This window comes from Meridianimarinicoccus aquatilis, assembly GCF_004358675.1.
Taxonomy (GTDB): domain Bacteria; phylum Pseudomonadota; class Alphaproteobacteria; order Rhodobacterales; family Rhodobacteraceae; genus Meridianimarinicoccus; species Meridianimarinicoccus aquatilis.
The window spans coordinates 28,636-47,001 of sequence record NZ_SMZO01000029.1; the positions used below are offsets into that span (position 1 = coordinate 28,636).

The following is an 18,366-nucleotide window of genomic DNA, read 5'->3' on the forward strand; positions in this document are numbered from 1 at the left end:
TGTTTGTCTCATGCGTTGCACGTAGTGCCCCGCGCAGCACTTGTCACGGGCGCACTTCAGCCGGCAGTTCGAACACCTGACCGGGATAAATCAGATCGGGGTTTCGAATGTCGCTTCGGTTTGCATCATAGACCTGAACATAGCGTGTTCCATCCCCGTATCGGTCCCGCGCAATGGCCCACAACGTGGCCCCGGGCTGAACGGTCACGACCCTTGCAGGCGCACCGGCCAGCGCCGCAGCAACAACGCCGGGGGCCTCGCGCCGAAACGGTAGTGCAACTTCGTCAGACACGGCACCGTGATCATCCTGACGCAATACGCTGAGCGCGTAGTCACCCGGTGCCACATCGGTCAGGCTGAGCGTCCATGCCCCATCGGCATCCGGGGCAATTTTTGCCTGCACATTGCCATCAAGTCGGGCGCTCACAGTGCCACCCGGCGCAGCGCGGCCGCGCAAAACGACTGCCCCGTCGGCACCGTAGTCGAGGCTATCCAACCGTACTTGTCCCAGGCCCGACAAGGGCGCTGTTTGCAAAATCCGCACGCCGCCTTCGTCGCTGAGAAGCGCGCGCGCAGGGGCGGAGGGCGCGGCAGCGACTTTGACCGGCGCCGAGAGTGTTTGGTCGTCCGGGGTGGACGTCTGGGCGGACTCTGCGAGGCCAGACGCAGGTGCAACCACAGATTGCGGGTCCGCGGCCGGCACACCGCCAGAAAGATCAATGTCTGGATCTGCCGGTGCGTGCGCTATGTCCAACGAACCGGGCCGCGTCGGCGGCGCAGCGGCAAGTAGCGCGCTGGCTGAAGTCGGCTGCACCCCGTCAACTGGTTTGGGAATCTCAGGCCCCTGCCCGGCCAAGCCCGGTGAAGCCCCGACCGCGCGCCCCGGCGCAAGCAAAACAGTGTCGCGCGATGACAGAACTTCGCCAGCACGGTCTTGGGCCACAAGCCACATGACACGTGCATCAACGGATGATTCAAGGGTCACAAAGACAACGAACTGTCCTGCAGCGTCGCTTTCGGTCTTGGCGCGGGTCACACCGTCGACCACAAGCGACACTTGCGCAAGCGGATCCGCTGTTCCAGCCACAAGGGTCGTGCCATCCGGTTCCATCCGGACGACTTCAAACTCTGGCTCACCGGCGGACGCGTCAGGTTCAGCGCGTGCAGCCTCTGCATCAGCAGCGTCTTCTGCGCTTGGCGCGCCGCTAGTTGGCGCCGATGCGCGCTCAGGCGCGGGGGAGGCCGTTGTGGGGACTGGTTGCAACCGAAGATCTGGCAAGTAAATGACAGCAGCTATGATGACACCAACGCCGCAAAGGCCCAGCCCGCCCCAAACGCGAAATGGGGATGTCGAAGAGGAAGTTGGTTCGGCAGACACAGGTGCAAGGCTTTCTGGCGGCAAAGCTGAATTCTGCTTACATAGCAAGGTACTTACGCTGGGTCAAAGCTCTTTGGTGGACTTCGAAGCGGCGGTACGGCGCGCTGCTTGAAAGCTATCGAATGAATAGATGGCGAGACCGGCCCATATCAACGGAAACGCTATCGCATGCCATGTGGTCACAAGCTCGCCGAAAACCACAGCAGCGCACAGAAATTGCAGCGTGGGGTTCAGATACTGTATCAGGCCTATGGTCGGAAGCGTAACCCGTTGCGCTGCATACGAAAAAAGGATCAGCGGCATACCCGTCAACGGCCCTGACAAGATCAGAAGCACCGTCGCACCCATGTCATGGGGAAACACGGCTCCCGGACGACCCGTCATATCTGTCCATCCTGCGAAATGGACACCCGCAAGCCAAACCACTGCCAGCGGTGCAAGCAAAAGTACTTCGGCCCCGACTGTTTCCATCGCGTCTGCCTTCAGGCGCCGTTTGAAAACACCGTAGAGCCCAAAGGTTATCGCAAGCAAAATTGACAGCTTCGGGATCACCCCCAGCCCAACAGTCAATACCGTGACAGCGACCGTCGCCATCGCCACGGCGACCCACTGCACCGGGCGCAGACGGTCCTTGTAAAGCGCGAAGCCAAGCATGACGGCGACGAGCGGAAAGATGTAATACCCGAGCGACGCTTCAAGCCCATGACCAGTTTGCACCGCATAGATGAAACCGCCCCAATTCACCGAAATTGCGGCCGCAGCACATAGTGTCAACACAAAGCGATTGCGCCCGCCAAGGCAGGTACGGATCCACGCGCGATGGCCACGCAGACGAAGGATTACCGCGAAACACAGCAGCGACCAGATCGTCCGGTGTGCCAGCACTTCCAGCGGAGGCACATCGGACAGCAGCTTGTAGTACAGGGGCGATAGCCCCCAAATGGTGCAAGCGCCGATCATCGTCAGCACGCCTTTCATGCCGTCCGACATGCGGGTCATCTCCGGTTGTTTCCCATGCCCAAAATCAGATGGGTCCAAACACCGCAAGTCCTGAAAAGTGGTCGACGCCCTGTTCAAGCATCTGGAAAATTCCACCTCGCAGCTTTACGCCACAAAAGATGAAACATGTATCGCAGCCCTTTACAGATCCTGAGTTCGTTCAAAACCCCTACGGCTTTTACGACGCCGCACGCGCGCACGGCCCGGTCGTATTCTGGACCGAATACGGATTGCCCGCCTTGATGGGGTATGCCGAAGTGACCGCCGCCCTGCGCGACCGGCGCATGGGCCGCGTTCCGCCTGATGGGTTGCCCGGCTTTTCGCCCGATATGTCCGATTTTGCTCGGGCCGAAGCATTTTCCCTGCTCAATTTGGAGGGCGACCGCCACGCAAGGTTACGCAGTCACGTTCTGCGCGCGTTTACCTCCCGCAGAGTGGCGGCGCTTGCGCCTGAAATCAAAGCGTTATGCGAAAGTCTGATCGACGCCTTTCCCAAAGAAACGTCTTTTGACCTGGTTGCAGCCTATGCCGCACGAGTTCCGGTCATTGTGATTGCACGGCTTTTGGGAGTGCCCGAAACAGCGTGCGCACAGCTTTTGAGTTGGTCTCATGCAATGGTTGCCATGTATCGCCCAAATGTCAGCGCCGAGGATGCGCGCGCAGCCAATGACGCGTCGCGGGAATTTTCCGACTGGCTGGGCCATGTCATGGATACCAAGCGCAACAATGGCAAGGATGACCTACTTACCGCTTTGCTGGACGCAGAAACGCACGGCGCCCTGACCCGTGACGAATGCCTCGCCACGGTGATCTTGCTTTTGAACGCTGGACACGAAGCAACAGTGCACAGCCTTGGGAATGCAGTGGTGCGCTTGTTGAGCGAAGGACACGCCGACAGCCTTACCGCGCCAAAGCAGATTGCGGCGACGGTTGAAGAATGCCTCAGGATCGATCCCCCGCTGCATGTTTTCGCGCGCTATGTCCTGGAACCTCTGGAAATCGGCGGTCACGCATTTGAACCGGGCGATGAGGTGCTCTGTATGTTGGGCGCGGCCAACCGTGACCCCAGCGCTTTTGACGCCCCCGATCGCTTTCGACCTGGCCGAACCGGTCCAACGCTCACCAGTTTCGGCGCTGGCGTACATTTTTGCCTTGGCGCCCCGTTGGCGAGACTGGAGTTGCAGATTGCGTTGCAAGTGCTGTTTGAACGATGTCCTGACCTGAACCTTTCAATGCCGGCCGAACTGGCAGACATCTATCACTTTCACGGACATGCACGCCTTATGGTGACCTGCGGCAGTTAGACCGGCAACGCAGTGGTGTGTTTGATCCGCTCCATAGACAACAGTGCAGTGACGTTGAAAATCCGCACTTCCGAAATCAGCGCCTGATAAAAATCGTCATAGGCGCGGGCGTTGGCGACCTGAACTTTCAGGATGTAGTCAATTTCACCAGCAAGCCGATGCGCCTCAAGCACTTCGGGGCGTGCGCGCAAGGTTTCCAAGAATTTGTTCTGCCACTCGGCTTCGTGTTCCGAGGTCCGGATCAGAACGAAAAAACACGCTTCCAAACCCAGCTTGTCAGGATCAAGAATAACAGTGGTCGCACCGATGACGCCCGTCTCGCGCATTTTGCGAATCCGGTTCCAGACCGGAGTCTTGGACGAACCAACCTTGCTGGCGATTTCATCCAAAGTCTGGCTGGCATCAGCTTGAAGTTCTGTAAGAATTTTTCGGTCTAGGTCGTCCACGCGGGCATTCATTCCGATTGCACTCCATTCTTGAGACAGTCTTTCCATGCAGCCCGCCAATTGGAACATTTTTCCTTATTAGACCGGGATACTAGGCATCTATTGGGACAATATTCTATATACACTAGCAAGCCCAGCCTAAAGCCACGCAATCAGGACCGCACACGACATGCAACATTTTCCGATCTTTGTCGCCCTTGCTGGACGCCGTGTCGTTTTGTCGGGCGGCGGTGCAGCGGCACTGGCCAAGCTGCGCATTCTTTTGAAAACAGAAGCGCATGTGACCGTGTTCGCCGAACATCCCGCTCCAGAAATCGAGGCGTGGGATACGGTGGGTAAGTTGCGATTGGTCCGCCGCGCGGCCGAGGTTGGCGACGCGCTGTGCGCTGTGCTTGCTTATGGCGCCAACGAAGATGCTGCCGAAGACGCGCGTTTTGCCATGCTGGCCCGTGCCGACGGGGCGTTGGTAAACATCGTCGACAATCTGGAAAACAGCCAGTTCATCACCCCGGCCATCGTAGACCGCGATCCAGTGACGGTCGCGATCGGAACCGAAGGTGCGGCGCCTGTGCTGGCCCGCAAGATCAAGGCCGACCTTGAGGCCGCGCTGCCAGTTCGCCTTGGTGTTCTTGCGCGGATCGGCAAGAGCTTTCGCAAGGCTGCTGACATTCTGCCCATGGGCCGGAAACGTCGTGATTTTTGGGCCGACTACTATTTCGGAACAGGGCCGCATGCACTTGAGGACGGTGGCGAGGAAGGCGCGCGCGCTGAATTGAGCAAGCTGCTGGACCGCCACACGACAACAGCGCCTGAAGCGGGCCGCGTTCAGTTCGTCGGTGCAGGACCGGGCGATCCAGAGCTGCTGACCCTGAAAGCCCGCCGTGCGCTCGATACAGCGGATGTTATTATCCATGACAGACTTATCGCACCCGAAATCCTTGAGTTGGCTCGGCGCGAAGCCGATTTGATTTCCGCAGGTAAAGAAGGTTTCGGCCCATCCATGCCGCAAGACCAGATTAACGCTTTGATCGTCGAACACGTCCGTGCGGGTGCCCATGTCGTGCGGCTGAAATCCGGCGACCCAACCGTATATGGCCGTCTAGACGAAGAAATCGAAGCCGTCGAAGCTGCTGGGCAATCTTGGTCGGTTGTGCCGGGCATTACCGCAGCTTCGGCTGCCGTGGCAAGCGCAGGTCAAAGCTTGACCCGGCGCGGGCGCAATTCTGAAATGCGGTTTCTGACAGGCCACGATATGGACGGCTTTGCCGAACATGACTGGCAGGCGCTGGCCCGCCCCGGCACGGTCGCGGCTATTTACATGGCCAAGCGGGGCGCGCGCTTCCTTCAAGGGCGTCTGATGATGCACGGCGCCGCGTCTGATACCCCTGTGACCCTTGTCGAGAACGCATCCCGCAAAGACGAACGGGTGATTTCAGCCACCCTCGGAACGCTCTCGGACGACATCAAGGCTGCAGCACTCACAGGCCCCGCATTGCTGCTGTACGGGATCGCCCCGCGCGAAGCCGCAGCCACCCTGCCCCAGTTTTCACCGAAGGACATCGCGCTATGAGCCGCCGTTTCACACCAAAAGTCATCACCGCAAATGATCTTCGCGAAGGCGACGTGATCTATCTGACCGCCGATGATCGCTGGAGCCGCAATCATTCAGAGGCTGAGTTGATTGACGACGAAGCTCATGCGGAAATTCGGCTGATCCACGCAACGCGCCAGTCGAGCGATATCGTTGGCGCGTATTTGGCTGATGCGAAATCCGGCCCACATGGCCCCGAGCCGGTACATTTCCGCGAAGCCTTCCGGGCGCGCGGGCCTTCAAACTATGCCCACGGCAAACAAGCAGAACGTCACGGTTAAGAGGTTTTCCAGATGTATACGTATACCGAATTCGACGAAGCCTTTGTTCGCAACCGCGTGGCCCAGTTTCGGGGTCAAGTAAACCGGAGGCTTGACGGCTCGCTGACCGAAGACGAATTCAAGCCGCTGCGCTTGATGAACGGTCTGTACCTGCAACTTCACGCCTACATGCTGCGGGTTGCGATCCCTTACGGCACTTTGAACAGTGGCCAGATGCGCCAGTTGGCATATTTGGCTGACAAGTGGGATAAGGGCTATGGCCACTTCACCACGCGCCAGAATATTCAATATAACTGGCCAAAACTGGGCGATGTGCCTGACATGCTTGATGCGCTGGCGGATGTCGGCATGCACGCCATTCAGACCAGCGGAAACACAATCCGGAACGTGACCGCTGACCATTTCGCCGGTGCCGCTGCCGACGAGATTGAAGACCCGCGCCCCGTGGCCGAGCTTCTGCGCCAATGGTCTACTGACCATCCAGAGTTTCAATTCCTGCCGCGCAAGTTCAAGATTGCAGTCACCGGAAGCCCGACAGACCGCGCCGTAACCAAGGCCCACGATATTGGCCTGCGCATGGTGCGGAACGCCGCTGGTGAGCCGGGATTTGAAGTCATCGTCGGCGGCGGTCTTGGCCGGACACCGATGATCGGCAAGGTCATCAACGAATTCCTGCCAAAGGCTGATCTGTTGCCCTATTGCGAAGCCATTGTCGCCACGTACAACCTGCTGGGGCGTCGCGACAACAAATACAAGGCGCGGATCAAGATCACCGTACATGAGAACGGCCTTGATACGTTCCGCGAATTGGTTGACGCGCGCTTTGCCGAAATTCGCGGCGAATTCAGCGGCGTGGATCAAAAGATCTTGGCCGGTATCGAAGCACAGTTCGCCCCGCCACCGTTGCGGCAGGCCGAGACCACCTCGTTTGAAGTGCGTTATGCCGCTGATCCGGTGTTCCGGTCCTGGGCCGATACCAACTTGTCCGCGCACAAGTCCGCAGACCATGCGATCGTAACCGTTTCGATCAAAAAGCAGGGCCAGACGCCCGGTGATGCCACGTCAGATCAAATGCGCCTTCTGGCCGATATTGCGGCAACACACGCCTATGACGAATTGCGCATCAGCCATGAGCAGAATGTGATCTTGCCCCATGTGCACAAATCCGACCTGCCTGCGATTTACGATGCGTTGGCGTCAGTAGAACTGGCCACAGCCAATGTGGGCCTAGTGTCGGATATCATCGCATGCCCCGGCATGGATTACTGCGCATTGGCGACAGCCAGATCGATTCCAGTGGCCCAAACAATCGCGACGCGATTTGATGAATTGAAGCTGGAACACGAAATCGGGCCGCTGAAGATCAAGATTTCGGGCTGCATCAACGCATGCGGGCATCACCACGTGGGGCATATCGGTATTCTTGGCCTCGACCGCGCTGGCGTTGAGAACTACCAGATCACTCTGGGCGGCGATGGCACGGAAACAGCTGTGATCGGAGAACGTACAGGCCCCGGATTCGCCTATGATGAGATAGTTCCAGCAATCGAACGTCTCATCGGAGCATATCTGAACATTCGCCAAAGCGATGACGAGACCTTTATCGAAACCTACCGCCGCCTTGGCATGGAGCCGTTCAAGGACGCCTTGTACGGAGAAAGCGCGCGAAGCGGGCGGGCTCATGCGGCCTGAGACACACCCTGGCAGCGCAGCCCTCAGGGCGGCGTTGCTCAACACAAGTTATCGGCATCACTCGGCGACGTCTGTGCTTGAGCGGGCCTTGTCAGATCAGCAAGTTGGCCGTGTTGCACTGGTCTCCAGTTTTGGGGCCGAGTCCGTTGCGCTTTTGCACATGGTCTCGGTCATCGACCCCAAAACACCGGTCCTTTTCATCGACACGCAAATGCTGTTCGAAGAGACGCTTACGTATCAGGCCGACGTCGCTGACAAACTGGGGTTGACCAACATCCGCCGGATCAAGGCGCGCGCGCTGGACGTGGCTGTCGAGGACCGTGACGGAACGTTGCACAAAACGGATCCGGATGCGTGCTGTGATCTTCGCAAAACCCGTCCACTGGACCGGGTTTTGGCAGAGTTCGATGCGTGGGTAACGGGGCGCAAACGGTATCAGGCGGGGACGCGCGCGGCGCTGGAGTTCTTTGAGACTGACGGCGAGGATCGGTTGAAGATCAACCCACTGGCCCATTGGGACCCGCAAGATGTTCAGGACTATATGATCAACAACCGTCTGCCTCGGCATCCCCTTGTGGCACAGGGGTATCCGTCGATTGGCTGCGCCCCGTGCACCAGCAAGGTGAAGCCCGGCGAAGACCCGCGTGCGGGCCGCTGGCGGGGGCAAGACAAAGAAGAATGCGGGATTCACATTGTGGACGGCAAGATCGTTCGTGGACCGATCAAAAAAGGGAAAGTAGCATGAACATCATCGTGCAAGACGCTGGCTTTACTCCTGAAACATGGTCAGGTGCCATCGCAACTTTAGACGAGGTCGCGGATGAAAGCGCCACCGCTGTGGATGTGCCCGGTGATGCCAACCCCGATGATTTGGCCGATCATCTTGACCGACTGGCCTTGATCCGTATCGGGTTTGCAAGCTTTGCGGATGGCCGGGGTTTTACCCTGGCACGCCGTTTGCGCCGGATGGGGTTTACGGGCCGCCTTCGGGCCGCTGGTCATGTTTTGGCGGATCAATACACAATGGCCCGCAGATCCGGCTTTGACGAAGTGGAAATCGACGCCGATTTGGCAGCCCGGCAACCGGAAGAGCAGTGGCGTGCCCGCGCCGATGTGCACGCGCATGACTATCAGTCGCGGCTTCGGGCCTGATTGGGGCTGGGACGCATCTTAATTTCGCGATACGAAAGGACCGGGGGCGCGCTGAATGCGCCAGCCCGATATGAATAAAATGAACGAACGTACCACAGTGACTGACGCAGCCCCGATCAAGACCCTTCCCGACGCCCAGACCGTGACCGAGGTGCAGCATTACACCGACCGGCTGTTTCGGTTTCGCGTGACGCGCCCTGCCTCGCTCCGATTTCGGTCGGGCGAATTTGTGATGATTGGCCTGATGGGCGATCCAGACCCAAAGACGGGTCGGCAAAAGCCCCTTCTGCGGGCCTATTCCATTGCGTCGCCGTCGTGGGACGAAGAACTGGAATTCTACTCGATCAAGGTTCCGGACGGCCCGCTGACAAGCAAGTTGCAACATATCAAGCCCGGCGACGAGTTGATCCTCCGACCCAAGCCGGTTGGCACGCTGGTGCATGATGCATTGCTGCCTGGCAAACGGTTGTGGTTCTTTGCAACCGGAACCGGGATTGCCCCATTTGCATCGCTGATCCGCGACCCCCAGACCTATGAAGACTATGACCAGATTATCCTGACACACACATGTCGGGATGTGGCCGAATTGACCTATGGCCGGGAACTGGTGGATAGCCTGAAATCCGACGAGATGATGCAGGAGCTGCTCGGTGACGGGCTGAACAAGCTTGTCTACTATCCCACCACGACGCGCGAAGAGAGCCCGAAAATGGGCCGGATCACCACTTTGCTCGAAGATGGCACCGTATTCAAAGATCTGGGCATCGGTGGCATCACTCCGGAAACCGATCGCGCCATGGTGTGTGGATCGATGGGGCTAAACACCGATATCAAGAGAATTCTCGAAGGCTTTGGGTTGCACGAAGGGGCCAATTCTGAACCCGCCGAGTACGTTGTTGAGAAGGCTTTTGTCGGCTGATCAAATCGTGCCACCAAAAATTGCTGTCACACGTGCAGAAACACGCCGTGATGCCCTATTTTGTGCTATGCTTGAGGCCTGCGCGCAGTTGATCTTGGCGCGCGGCAAGACTATGAAAGCTCAATCACTCGCAACCATCGAAGGAACGCCGCAATAGCCCGCAGACCCCATAACGCCCCGCCGTCCCGTGAAACAGGCCCTCGTGTGAACGACAAGATTCGCGTGCCTGAAATCCGCCTGATCGGGGCTGAAGGCGAAAACATCGGTTTGACCACGCCCACCCGTGGGATGGAACTTGCTGAACGCGCTGGACTCGATCTGGTCGAAATCTCTCCGAACGCAGCCCCACCGGTCTGCAAGATCATGGATTTCGGGAAATTCAAGTACGAGACGCAGAAACGCGAAAGCGAAGCGCGAAAGAAGCAGAAGATCATCGAGGTCAAGGAAGTCAAATTCCGACCGAACACCGACACGCACGATTACGACGTCAAGATGCGCAACGTGTTCAAGTTCCTCGAAGGTGGTGACAAGGTAAAAGTCACCCTGCGGTTCCGTGGTCGTGAAATGGCACACCAAAACCTTGGCCGCGAACTTTTGGAACGCGTCGCAGAGGATGTGAAAGAAATCGGCAAGGTTGAAAACATGCCGAAGATGGAAGGTCGCCAAATGGTCATGATGATCGGCCCAAGCGCGCGCTGATCACGATCAATGGCTCTGATACACAAGGCCCGGTTTAAGCCGGGCCTTTCGCTTTTTCTGGTGTACTTGTCAGACCACCGACCTCCTCCAGAAACTGCACAATCTCAGGAACACCTTTTCCATGGCGCAAACTGGCCAGAACAAAAGGACGCGTGCCGCGTGACGCCGCAGCGTCGCGTTCAAGAAGGTCGATCGATACGCCCACATGCGGCGCAAGGTCGGTCTTGTTGATCACCAAAAGGTCAGAGCGGGTCACCCCCGGACCTTTCTTGCGCGGGATATCCTGACCCGCCGCAGTATCAATTACGTACAGAGTTACGTCCGCCAATTCGGGACTGAAGGTCGCCGCCAGATTATCGCCGCCGGATTCGATCAGGACCAAATCAAGATCAGGGAACGCTGCACTTAGATCCGCCAATGCGGCAAGATTGATGGATGCGTCTTCGCGAATTGCCGTATGAGGGCAACCGCCGGTTTCAACACCGCGTATCCGTGCTTCTGGCAAGACCTGTGCACGCACCAAGGCATCCGCATCCTCCCGAGTGTAGATATCGTTGGTGATGACAGCCATGGAATGCCGCGACGCCATCGCCCTGCAAAGTTGCTCTGTCAGCGTTGTCTTCCCCGCACCGACCGGCCCTCCAATTCCAACGCGCAACGGCCCGTTTATGCTCATGTCACGTGCTCCTGTGGTGTGGTGCGGCTCATCACGATTGGAAAAGCCGCACTTCTTGTGTTTCGTGCAACATGGCGGCCAGATCTGCGCCCGGCACACCACTGGTCAGATCATCCAACCGAGCCTCTGCCGCCAGATCACCCAACGTTGCGATGTCGTTGGCAAGTCCTGCCAGAACAGCTTGCGCTTCAGTCTGGCCCAGTGGGACGATACGCGTTGCAATACTGGTCAGGTTACTCGCAAATGCCTGAAGAAAAAAACTGGCGACCGTTGATGTGGACAAGGACAACGCACGCGCCTGTGCCCCGACGGCCACGGGAAACGCACAATCTAGGGGGAGGTCCGTTCCGAGTAGTGCGTTTGTGGTCCGTACGAAAGCGCGGCCCTGTGCCAAAGTCTCTGTCCAGCGTTCCACACAAGGCGTGAGCGCTGCGGCAAGATCGTTCAACGCTTCCAGGTCACCACCGGACTGCGCATGCGCCACCAAGATAGCGTCCGATCGCCCGGCGCCGTGCCTCAAAACCGCGCCAAGCCACGCCGCAAAGCTGGCGGCATCGCTGACATCGCCAACTGAAACCGCGTGATCCAGACCGTGCGAGAACGCATAGCCCCCGACTGGAAAAGCGGGCGAAAGCCATTGCGACAGGGTCAAAAGATCGCGCGCAGGATCGTCAGGACTGGTCATGATCATGCGCATGGCTATGGTCGTGGTCGTGGTCGTGGGTGTCAGGCGCATGGCTGTGCCCGAATGTCCGCCCATGGCCGTACGCCCCGCCTTCTGGTGAAAACGGCGCTTCGATGTGTGTCACCTCTGCGCCCAGATGTTTCAACATCTTCGCGAGCACCGGATCTTCGCGCAGCAAAAGCCGATCCGCCTCGATACGGCAAGGCGTGTGTCTATTACCAATGTGCCATGCGAGGCGTGGCAGTGCGCCACGGACCTCCAGCAACGGCTCAGGCGCAGCACGCACCGCAACAGTCGTCCCGTCGGACAGGCGCAGGGCCTCGCCTTCGGCCAAAGCGCGGGCCTTTGGCAGGTCAATCAAAAAGGCGCGCCCGCTGTCGCACACAAGGCGCTTGCGGCGCACAAATCGCGCTTCGTAGTCAAGCGTTATGGTGTCTTCGAAAGATGCATCAACGACAATATCGGTAACGCTGGGGATCGCGGCCTGTTGTGCAGGCTCAGGTGAGTGGGCGTGTGTCATGTCCGGCAGACTGCCCCGCCCCGCGCGGCGACACAAGCATCCACAAGCGGATCAAAGTTGAATGATCGCCACATCATTGCCCTTGGCAGCCAGAGCAATTTCACCATTGCACAAACGAAGAGCATCCCGCCCAAAAACCTCGCCGCGCCACCCTGACAGCGCTGCAACATCCCGTTCGCCTGCTGCGATCAGATCCAGATCAGCCGCACTTGCGATCAGCTTCTGGGCCACGCCCGCACGTTCAGATTTCGTCTTCAACAACACGCGCAGCAAATCGGCCAGCGCCGGGTTCACCATCAACTTTTCGCGGCTTCGGTCCGGGCGCGGCGCATCTTCGGCGGGCATTTTGAGACCGGCTGCGACTGCCTTCAAGATCCCTTCGGCGATGTCGCCTTTCCGAGCCTCGCGCAGAAGAAGCCGCAACTTGCCAAGATCACCTATATTGGCCGGCTTTGCAGACGCCAATTCGACCAATGCGTCGTCTTTGTAAACACGGCTGCGTGGCACGTTACGGGCCTGGGCATAGCCTTCGCGAAATTCCGCCAGCTTCGCCACAACGGCCATGAAGCGGGCCGAATTCGTGCGGGTCTTTACGCGCTTCCACGCCTCATTGGGCTGGATCACATAGGTTTCTGGCCGGGTGAGAACCTGTATCTCTTCCTCAACCCATTTACGGCGACCCTGCTTGTCCAAATTGGCCGCGAGAGATTCATAAATGGTGCGCAGATGCGTAACATCCGCCAAGGCATAGGTTTTTTGCGCATCAGAAAGCGGCCTGCGGCTCCAGTCGGTAAAGCGCGAAGACTTGTCGAGCGGTTCGTTCACGATGCGTTTCACCAGCGTCTCATAACCGACCTGCTCGCCAAAGCCGCATACCATTGCAGCGACTTGCGTATCGAACAAAGGTGTCGGGAAACACTTTCCATCAAAATAGAAAATTTCCAGATCCTGCCGTGCGGCATGAAAAACTTTCACCACAGATGTGTCACGGAAAAGGTCGTAAAGCGGTTCAAGCGACAGCTCTCCGGCCAATGGATCAACCAGCACAGCGTCATTGTCAGAATCGCCCGGCATCGCCAATTGGATGAGACAAAGCTGCGAATAATAAGTGCGTTCGCGCAAAAACTCCGTGTCGATGGTGACATAAGGGTGCTGCCGAGCGCGCGTACAGTAGTCGGCAAGCTCTTCGGTCGTCGTCAGGGTAATAATAGGCAAATCGCTGTCTTTCACTTCACAAGGCGCTCAGGTTATCGCCTCGCGCAGCGAATACAAGCTGAACAAAGCCATCACTCGGCGTCGATGGTCAACGGGTCGCGGTTTCCGTCACAGAACCGCCGCAAAACAAGCGGATACAGTGCGTGTTCCAGTGGCAAGAGCCGCGCAGCAAGGGAACTGGCCGTGTCGTTGGGCAAAATCGGCAATCGCGCTTGACCCAGGATTGGCCCGCCATCCAGCTCTGCGGTGACTTCATGAACCGTGCAGCCGTGAAACGCATCTTTGGCCTCAAGCGCGCGGGCATGTGTGTCGAGCCCGCGATACTTCGGAAGCAACGACGGGTGAATGTTCAACATGCGCCCGGCCCAGCGTTCGGTGAAGGCCGACGTCAGAACGCGCATGAAACCTGCAAGACAAATCAAATCCGGCTTTGCTGCATCCAGCGCTGTGTTCAGGGCCGTCTCAAACCCCGGCCGGTCGCCTTTGTGCGCACGATGGTCGACAACGGCCGTCTCAATTCCCATTTCCTGCGCACGGTCCAAACCACCCGCATCTGGCCGATTAGACAGAACCAGAACAGGACGCGCCGGGTGATCGCCGGTCATGGATCGCGCAAGCGCAACCATGTTCGACCCACCACCCGAAATTAAAATTGCAACGCGCTGTGTCACCCAAGCGTCCCGGTATAGGATACTCCGTCACCTTCGGTTACGGCGCCGATCCGGTGCACCGTTTCGCCCGCGTCTTGCAGCAGCGCGCTTATCGCGTCGGCACGATCAGCTGAAACGGCAACGACCATGCCAATACCGGCATTGAACGTCTTGAGCATCTCTGGAGTTGAAATCCCTCCAACCTCGGCCAGCCAGCCAAACACCGGCGGCAACGACCAAGACCCGAGGTCGATTGTTGCACCAAGGCCTTCGGGCAGCACGCGCGGCAAGTTTTCGGTCAAGCCGCCGCCCGTGATGTGCGCCAGGGCATGCACCCCGCCTGCGCGGATCGCAGACAAAGTTGGCGTTACATAGAGCCGCGTTGGGGCCAGCAGTGCGGCGCCCAGGGTCTCTTCCGAACTTTCAAACGGAACGGCCGCATCCCAGCCCAATCCAGAAAGCTCCACCACCCGGCGAACAAGCGAGTACCCGTTTGAATGCACCCCGTCAGACCCAAGACCCAGCAGAACATCGCCCGCGACGACACCTGCGGGCAAGGCTGTCCCGCGTTCCATCGCACCGACGGCAAAACCTGCGAGATCAAAATCGCCTGCGTCATACATACCCGGCATCTCGGCTGTCTCGCCGCCGATCAAGGCCGTGCCAGACTGCGTGCATCCTGCGGCGATGCCTTCGATGATGCGCGCCGCAATCTCTGTCTCAAGCTTGCCGGTGGCAAAATAATCAAGGAAAAACAGTGGCTCTGCCCCTTGGCACACAAGATCATTGACGCACATGGCGACAAGATCAATCCCGATGGTGTCAACCTTGCCCGTGTCGATCGCGATGCGCAGCTTGGTGCCGACACCGTCAGTCGCCGCGACCAGCACAGGATCAACGAAACCAGCGCCCTTCAGGTCAAAAAGCGCACCGAAGCCGCCGAGGCCCGCCATAACTCCGGGACGCGAGGTCGCCGCCGCCGCGGGCTTGATCCGTTCCACCAAGGCGTTGCCTGCGTCGATATCCACGCCGGCCTGTGCATATGTCAGCCCGTTCTTACCTTGGGTCATCAAAGTCTCCTTGCCGCTCAACCGTGGCCGTGGCCGTAGCGCAGAGTGAAGCGAAAGGAAAGCGTGAAGGCACATAAGGTGACGACTTGACGGCCCCGCGCGGTCTGATAACCACCTGCATGGGGGCCTGTAGCTCAATTGGTTAGAGCAGAGCGCTCATAACGCTTTGGTTGCGGGTTCAAGTCCTGCCGGGCCTACCATCCCCACGCGACGTTTCCTCAGTGTTCCGGCAGGGGCAACTTTGCCAAATCGGCGATTTCGGCGGGTCACAGTTGGGGTATCTTGTGCCACTTCCTGACAACACCTTGATTTTATTTGAACCACGTCGGGCTATAACGCCTGTTGTCCGTGACCTAAGTTTCTGACGTAGGCCGCGTGAAATCCCTTTATCGTGCGGTGATCCTGCAGCCCGTCGGCAAGCGAAAGCCCAACTTTTCTGATTGACGCTTGAAAGATGTCCAACCCACGGTCAAGGACGATCTTCCTGCTTGAGTCGGTGGTGATATCGCGTGCATGGCCAGTACCGTCGAAAACCCAAGTGAACTCGATACCGTTGCGCGCACAAGCGTCATCTATGGACTCCAGAAGCTCACGCTGCTTGGCCACGTTGCCGTCATCCGGTCCTGTTATCAGATGAATTTTGATCTGGTCTCACGGCGCTTTTTGCCCTCGGGGCCAATGCAATCAAATCCTACCTCAGGATAGGTCGCATCGATACGAGCCCGTTGGTCCTTCACGCGCTTTCGGCTTTCCATAGCCAGCCGCAGCAGTTTTTCGACATCCTCGGGGGCCTCGCCACCGTTTGGGAAGATCAACTTCAAAAGCCCCGACATAGTTTTGTAAATGGCGTTGGACCTGTCGCAGTTTGATGCCGCTCCTTTGATAGCATTTACTGCAACAATGGAAGCTGACTATGAGACTGAAACGGCGGGACGAATTCCGCCAGGATGCGGTGCGGGTCGCGCTGACCAGTGGGCTTTGGCGTTAGCGGGTGGCTGACGATCCGGGGGTCAGAGTATCGACGCTGAACAAATGCACCACGGCCCCATCGAGAAACTGACGTGGTTTCGAAAGAGGATGTAAGCCTCGCCCAAAAGACTGACCGACTTCGACGTGAGAACCGGCTCCTCAAGGAGGAGAGGGGCATCCTAAAAAGCCATCCAGTTCCTTGCGGACCTAAAGCAATGAGATTCAGGTTAGTCGAAGAACACAGCGGCCTCTTTCCAGCAACCGACTTTGCATTGTTGTCGGTGTCAGCACACGTGGCTTGAGGGCTTTGCGAAGCCGCCCAGCAAGCCGCAGCCAGTGATCCGATCTCGTCACACTGGCACAGATCAAGGCTGAACTGGTCTGGCACCTGTCTTGGAAACAACGGCGGCAGGCTGAAATGGCGATCTTCGAATACATCAACGGCTTCAACAATCCGCGCTGCCGTCACTCAGCATCGGGCTGGAAAAGCCCTGTCGCATTCGAAACGAAAGCGGCTTAAACCAGCACTCAAGACGGCACGAAAGTGGGACAAGTCCACAGCGTTTCCCGCAGTCACATCGCCCTGCCAAAGATCGCGGCGCGGATCGGCAAGCATTCAAGATGGGTCCCGGAGATCGCTGGAACGAGGTGGCCCGGTAAATCGGAAAATCCACCGTCAACTTCGATTCTGATACCATGAAAACAGTCGGTTAGGACGTTTGGATGACAGAGATCGCACCGCCGGAACAGTTTGGTGTCAAACAAACCCTGGCCGGACCAGCCCCGTCAGATGTGCCAAGTTCTTTAGCCCGATCCGCACATGCGCCATGGGCCGGGCCTTCACGAGGCGCTTGTTCATGTAGGCTTCAAACGTCAGCTTCTGGACATCGATATCATGGCACAAAGATACGAAGCGCTCGCGCCGGTCATCGCTGCGGTAATAGGCGTTCTGCATAGACGCTAGAACCCGAAATACCGTTTTATGCTCTTTCATAAAGAGCTGCCGCGCCAGTTTCAGCTTGGCCACATCACCGCTCATAAGGGTTGCCATAGCTGCAGTTGCCGCCACGCGCCCTCCCACCATTGCATAATAGATGCCTTCGCCTGACGATGGCGCAACGACACCTGCGGCGTCACCAGCCAGAACCACGTCACGCCCATTGTCCCAACGATCCAGTGGCTTGAGCGGTATGGGCGCGCCTTCACGACGAAGCGTTTTGCACTCAGCAAGCCCGGCAGAACTGCGCAACGCGGCCGTTGCCTGCTTTAGATCCACACTTCCAAGGGCCGTCCCCATCCCGACACTGGCTGACTTTCCATGTGGGAAAACCCATCCGTAAAAATCTGGCGATATCGCACCGTCATAAATCACATCGCAGCGCGCCGGATCGTAGTTTGCGGTGGCGCCTGGCGCGTCGATAATCTCGTGATAAGCGAGAACATAGGGGATCTTGCTGCCGCCGGGCAATTCTGCTGCGGCCACTCGGGACCGCGCGCCATCAGCGCCGATCACCAGTTTGGTCCTCTCACGGCGTTCATCCCCGGTCGCTTTCTCACGATAGACGACATGTGTTCCCTGGTCGTCGCGCTCAACACGCAAGAAAGTTCCTGTCAGTCGCTCGGCACCGGCTTTTGCGGCCCGGCACCGCAAAAATTCATCAAAGTGTTCCCGGTCGACCATGCCCACAAAGCCATTCTCGATCGGAATATCGACCGCTCGACCGGTTGGCGAAATCATGCGCGCTGTCGTGATTTTCGCCACCAGCTGACTTTCGGGTAGTGCGAAGTCTTCGATCAGACGGGGCGGGATGGCCCCACCACAAGGCTTGATCCGCCCATCTCGGTCCAGCATGGCAACATGTGCGCCAGAGCGCGCAAGGTCTTCGGCCGCTGTTGCGCCAGACGGCCCGCCGCCAACGACGATGACATCGAACATGATTATTCTCCCGGAACGATTTGATGTGTGCCGCCCAAAACCGGACGTTCGATGACCCGCACCGCCAAGGCTGCTGCGGCAAGAAACAATGTGGCTTCAGCCAGAAAGACAACGCCGAAAGCCGTGGCATCCGTGAGTGTAAGTCCGCGCATGACATCGACCCCAATCGCGCCAAGCAAGCCGC

22 protein-coding genes, 1 tRNA gene and 1 pseudogene are annotated in these 18,366 nt (G+C 58.3%); 11 read left to right on the forward strand and 13 right to left on the reverse strand.

What is annotated here, in order from left to right:
- Positions 1-43: 43 nt before the first annotated feature.
- Positions 44-1,402 carry a LysM peptidoglycan-binding domain-containing protein gene (locus E2L05_RS12930; RefSeq protein ID WP_133343322.1) on the reverse strand — a complete coding sequence of 453 codons (1,359 nt, stop codon included), beginning with the start codon at positions 1,400-1,402 and terminating at the stop codon, positions 44-46.
- Positions 1,403-1,441: 39 nt separating this feature from the next.
- Positions 1,442-2,377: an EamA family transporter RarD gene (gene rarD / locus E2L05_RS12935; protein WP_341776751.1), complete on the reverse strand. Its 936-nt coding sequence runs from the start codon at positions 2,375-2,377 to the stop codon at positions 1,442-1,444.
- Positions 2,378-2,496: 119 nt separating this feature from the next.
- On the opposite strand from rarD, the gene E2L05_RS12940 reads away from it, so the two are divergent.
- Positions 2,497-3,681, forward strand: coding sequence for a cytochrome P450 (locus E2L05_RS12940; protein ID WP_133343323.1), 1,185 nt, complete (start codon positions 2,497-2,499; stop codon positions 3,679-3,681).
- Here E2L05_RS12940 and E2L05_RS12945 read toward each other — a convergent pair.
- Positions 3,678-4,139, reverse strand: a complete 462-nt coding sequence (locus tag E2L05_RS12945; RefSeq protein WP_133343341.1) for an Lrp/AsnC family transcriptional regulator — start codon at positions 4,137-4,139, stop codon at positions 3,678-3,680. The genes E2L05_RS12940 and E2L05_RS12945 overlap by 4 nt on opposite strands.
- Positions 4,140-4,296: 157 nt before the next feature.
- Here E2L05_RS12945 and cysG point away from each other — a divergent pair, with 157 nt between their 5' ends.
- The 7 genes from cysG to infC all read left to right on the forward strand — a co-directional run bounded on the left by cysG (position 4,297) and on the right by infC (position 10,461).
- On the forward strand, positions 4,297-5,697 hold the full coding sequence (gene cysG / locus E2L05_RS12950; protein ID WP_133343324.1) for a siroheme synthase CysG: 1,401 nt from the start codon (positions 4,297-4,299) through the stop codon (positions 5,695-5,697).
- The gene (locus tag E2L05_RS12955; protein ID WP_133343325.1) at positions 5,694-5,999 is read left to right on the forward strand and encodes a DUF2849 domain-containing protein; all 306 of its coding nucleotides are present in this window, start codon (positions 5,694-5,696) and stop codon (positions 5,997-5,999) included. The genes cysG and E2L05_RS12955 overlap by 4 nt, the downstream gene beginning before the upstream one ends.
- 12 nt (positions 6,000-6,011) lie before the next feature.
- Entirely contained in the window at positions 6,012-7,691 is a 1,680-nt protein-coding gene (locus tag E2L05_RS12960) for a nitrite/sulfite reductase (protein ID WP_133343326.1), read from the forward strand.
- Positions 7,681-8,436: a phosphoadenylyl-sulfate reductase gene (locus E2L05_RS12965; RefSeq protein WP_133343327.1), complete on the forward strand. Its 756-nt coding sequence runs from the start codon at positions 7,681-7,683 to the stop codon at positions 8,434-8,436. The genes E2L05_RS12960 and E2L05_RS12965 overlap by 11 nt, the downstream gene beginning before the upstream one ends.
- The gene (locus E2L05_RS12970) at positions 8,433-8,843 is read left to right on the forward strand and encodes a DUF934 domain-containing protein (protein ID WP_133343328.1); all 411 of its coding nucleotides are present in this window, start codon (positions 8,433-8,435) and stop codon (positions 8,841-8,843) included. The genes E2L05_RS12965 and E2L05_RS12970 overlap by 4 nt, the downstream gene beginning before the upstream one ends.
- Before the next feature lie 79 nt (positions 8,844-8,922).
- Positions 8,923-9,762, forward strand: coding sequence for a ferredoxin--NADP reductase (locus E2L05_RS12975; RefSeq protein WP_133343329.1), 840 nt, complete (start codon positions 8,923-8,925; stop codon positions 9,760-9,762).
- A 204-nt stretch (positions 9,763-9,966) separates the two neighbouring features.
- Positions 9,967-10,461, forward strand: coding sequence for a translation initiation factor IF-3 (infC, locus tag E2L05_RS12980; RefSeq protein ID WP_243721973.1), 495 nt, complete (start codon positions 9,967-9,969; stop codon positions 10,459-10,461).
- 34 nt (positions 10,462-10,495) lie between these two features.
- On the opposite strand, the gene ureG is transcribed toward infC, so the two are convergent.
- The 6 genes from ureG to purM form a co-directional block, all read right to left on the reverse strand.
- The gene (gene ureG, locus E2L05_RS12985) at positions 10,496-11,137 is read right to left on the reverse strand and encodes an urease accessory protein UreG (RefSeq protein WP_133343331.1); all 642 of its coding nucleotides are present in this window, start codon (positions 11,135-11,137) and stop codon (positions 10,496-10,498) included.
- A 31-nt stretch (positions 11,138-11,168) separates the two neighbouring features.
- A complete protein-coding gene (locus E2L05_RS12990; protein ID WP_133343332.1) occupies positions 11,169-11,822 on the reverse strand; it encodes an urease accessory protein UreF in 654 nt (217 codons plus the stop codon).
- Entirely contained in the window at positions 11,809-12,342 is a 534-nt protein-coding gene (locus tag E2L05_RS12995) for an urease accessory protein UreE (RefSeq protein ID WP_133343333.1), read from the reverse strand. The genes E2L05_RS12990 and E2L05_RS12995 overlap by 14 nt, the downstream gene beginning before the upstream one ends.
- A gap of 51 nt (positions 12,343-12,393) precedes the next feature.
- Positions 12,394-13,551 carry a ribonuclease D gene (rnd, locus tag E2L05_RS13000; protein ID WP_133343342.1) on the reverse strand — a complete coding sequence of 386 codons (1,158 nt, stop codon included), beginning with the start codon at positions 13,549-13,551 and terminating at the stop codon, positions 12,394-12,396.
- A 77-nt stretch (positions 13,552-13,628) separates the two neighbouring features.
- A complete protein-coding gene (purN, locus tag E2L05_RS13005) occupies positions 13,629-14,228 on the reverse strand; it encodes a phosphoribosylglycinamide formyltransferase (protein WP_133343334.1) in 600 nt (199 codons plus the stop codon).
- Positions 14,225-15,277 (reverse strand): phosphoribosylformylglycinamidine cyclo-ligase, encoded by a 1,053-nt coding sequence (gene purM / locus E2L05_RS13010; RefSeq protein ID WP_133343335.1) that lies wholly within the window; start codon positions 15,275-15,277, stop codon positions 14,225-14,227. Before purM ends, purN begins: the two co-directional genes overlap by 4 nt.
- A gap of 123 nt (positions 15,278-15,400) precedes the next feature.
- Between purM and E2L05_RS13015 the strand changes: the two genes are divergently transcribed.
- Positions 15,401-15,477: transfer RNA gene (locus E2L05_RS13015), tRNA-Ile, on the forward strand.
- Between the two features lie 130 nt (positions 15,478-15,607).
- On the opposite strand, the gene E2L05_RS21105 is transcribed toward E2L05_RS13015, so the two are convergent.
- Together E2L05_RS21105 and E2L05_RS21110 are read right to left on the reverse strand one after the other, a co-directional pair.
- Positions 15,608-15,883: an MIT C-terminal domain-containing protein gene (locus E2L05_RS21105; protein WP_243721974.1), complete on the reverse strand. Its 276-nt coding sequence runs from the start codon at positions 15,881-15,883 to the stop codon at positions 15,608-15,610.
- 23 nt (positions 15,884-15,906) lie between these two features.
- Positions 15,907-16,110 carry a BREX system Lon protease-like protein BrxL gene (locus tag E2L05_RS21110; protein ID WP_243721975.1) on the reverse strand — a complete coding sequence of 68 codons (204 nt, stop codon included), beginning with the start codon at positions 16,108-16,110 and terminating at the stop codon, positions 15,907-15,909.
- 80 nt (positions 16,111-16,190) lie between these two features.
- Here E2L05_RS21110 and E2L05_RS13025 point away from each other — a divergent pair.
- Both E2L05_RS13025 and E2L05_RS21430 read left to right on the forward strand, forming a co-directional pair.
- Positions 16,191-16,583: pseudogene (locus tag E2L05_RS13025) on the forward strand (IS3 family transposase); the annotation flags it as partial.
- Between the two features lie 39 nt (positions 16,584-16,622).
- Entirely contained in the window at positions 16,623-16,766 is a 144-nt protein-coding gene (locus E2L05_RS21430; RefSeq protein ID WP_449288512.1) for an IS3 family transposase, read from the forward strand.
- A gap of 237 nt (positions 16,767-17,003) precedes the next feature.
- On the opposite strand, the gene E2L05_RS13030 is transcribed toward E2L05_RS21430, so the two are convergent.
- On the reverse strand, positions 17,004-18,182 hold the full coding sequence (locus E2L05_RS13030; RefSeq protein WP_208016257.1) for a geranylgeranyl diphosphate reductase: 1,179 nt from the start codon (positions 18,180-18,182) through the stop codon (positions 17,004-17,006).
- Positions 18,183-18,184: 2 nt separating this feature from the next.
- Positions 18,185-18,366: PucC family protein (locus E2L05_RS13035; protein WP_208016258.1), on the reverse strand; the 182-nt coding region annotated here is incomplete at its 5' end.

Bases quoted from the DNA above. Each gene is read 5' to 3' on its own strand.
- E2L05_RS12995 (WP_133343333.1), bottom strand. From the start codon at position 12,342: ATGACACACGCCCACTCACCTGAGCCTGCACAACAGGCCGCGATCCCC.
- ureG (WP_133343331.1), bottom strand. From the start codon at position 11,137: ATGAGCATAAACGGGCCGTTGCGCGTTGGAATTGGAGGGCCGGTCGGT.
- purM (WP_133343335.1), bottom strand. From the start codon at position 15,277: ATGACCCAAGGTAAGAACGGGCTGACATATGCACAGGCCGGCGTGGAT.
- E2L05_RS12990 (WP_133343332.1), bottom strand. From the start codon at position 11,822: ATGACCAGTCCTGACGATCCTGCGCGCGATCTTTTGACCCTGTCGCAA.
- E2L05_RS12955 (WP_133343325.1), top strand. From the start codon at position 5,694: ATGAGCCGCCGTTTCACACCAAAAGTCATCACCGCAAATGATCTTCGC.
- E2L05_RS12960 (WP_133343326.1), top strand. From the start codon at position 6,012: ATGTATACGTATACCGAATTCGACGAAGCCTTTGTTCGCAACCGCGTG.
- E2L05_RS12970 (WP_133343328.1), top strand. From the start codon at position 8,433: ATGAACATCATCGTGCAAGACGCTGGCTTTACTCCTGAAACATGGTCA.
- E2L05_RS12945 (WP_133343341.1), bottom strand. From the start codon at position 4,139: ATGAATGCCCGCGTGGACGACCTAGACCGAAAAATTCTTACAGAACTT.
- rarD (WP_341776751.1), bottom strand. From the start codon at position 2,377: ATGACCCGCATGTCGGACGGCATGAAAGGCGTGCTGACGATGATCGGC.
- E2L05_RS13030 (WP_208016257.1), bottom strand. From the start codon at position 18,182: ATGTTCGATGTCATCGTCGTTGGCGGCGGGCCGTCTGGCGCAACAGCG.
- E2L05_RS12940 (WP_133343323.1), top strand. From the start codon at position 2,497: ATGAAACATGTATCGCAGCCCTTTACAGATCCTGAGTTCGTTCAAAAC.
- cysG (WP_133343324.1), top strand. From the start codon at position 4,297: ATGCAACATTTTCCGATCTTTGTCGCCCTTGCTGGACGCCGTGTCGTT.
- E2L05_RS12965 (WP_133343327.1), top strand. From the start codon at position 7,681: ATGCGGCCTGAGACACACCCTGGCAGCGCAGCCCTCAGGGCGGCGTTG.
- E2L05_RS12975 (WP_133343329.1), top strand. From the start codon at position 8,923: ATGAACGAACGTACCACAGTGACTGACGCAGCCCCGATCAAGACCCTT.
- E2L05_RS21110 (WP_243721975.1), bottom strand. From the start codon at position 16,110: ATGTCGGGGCTTTTGAAGTTGATCTTCCCAAACGGTGGCGAGGCCCCC.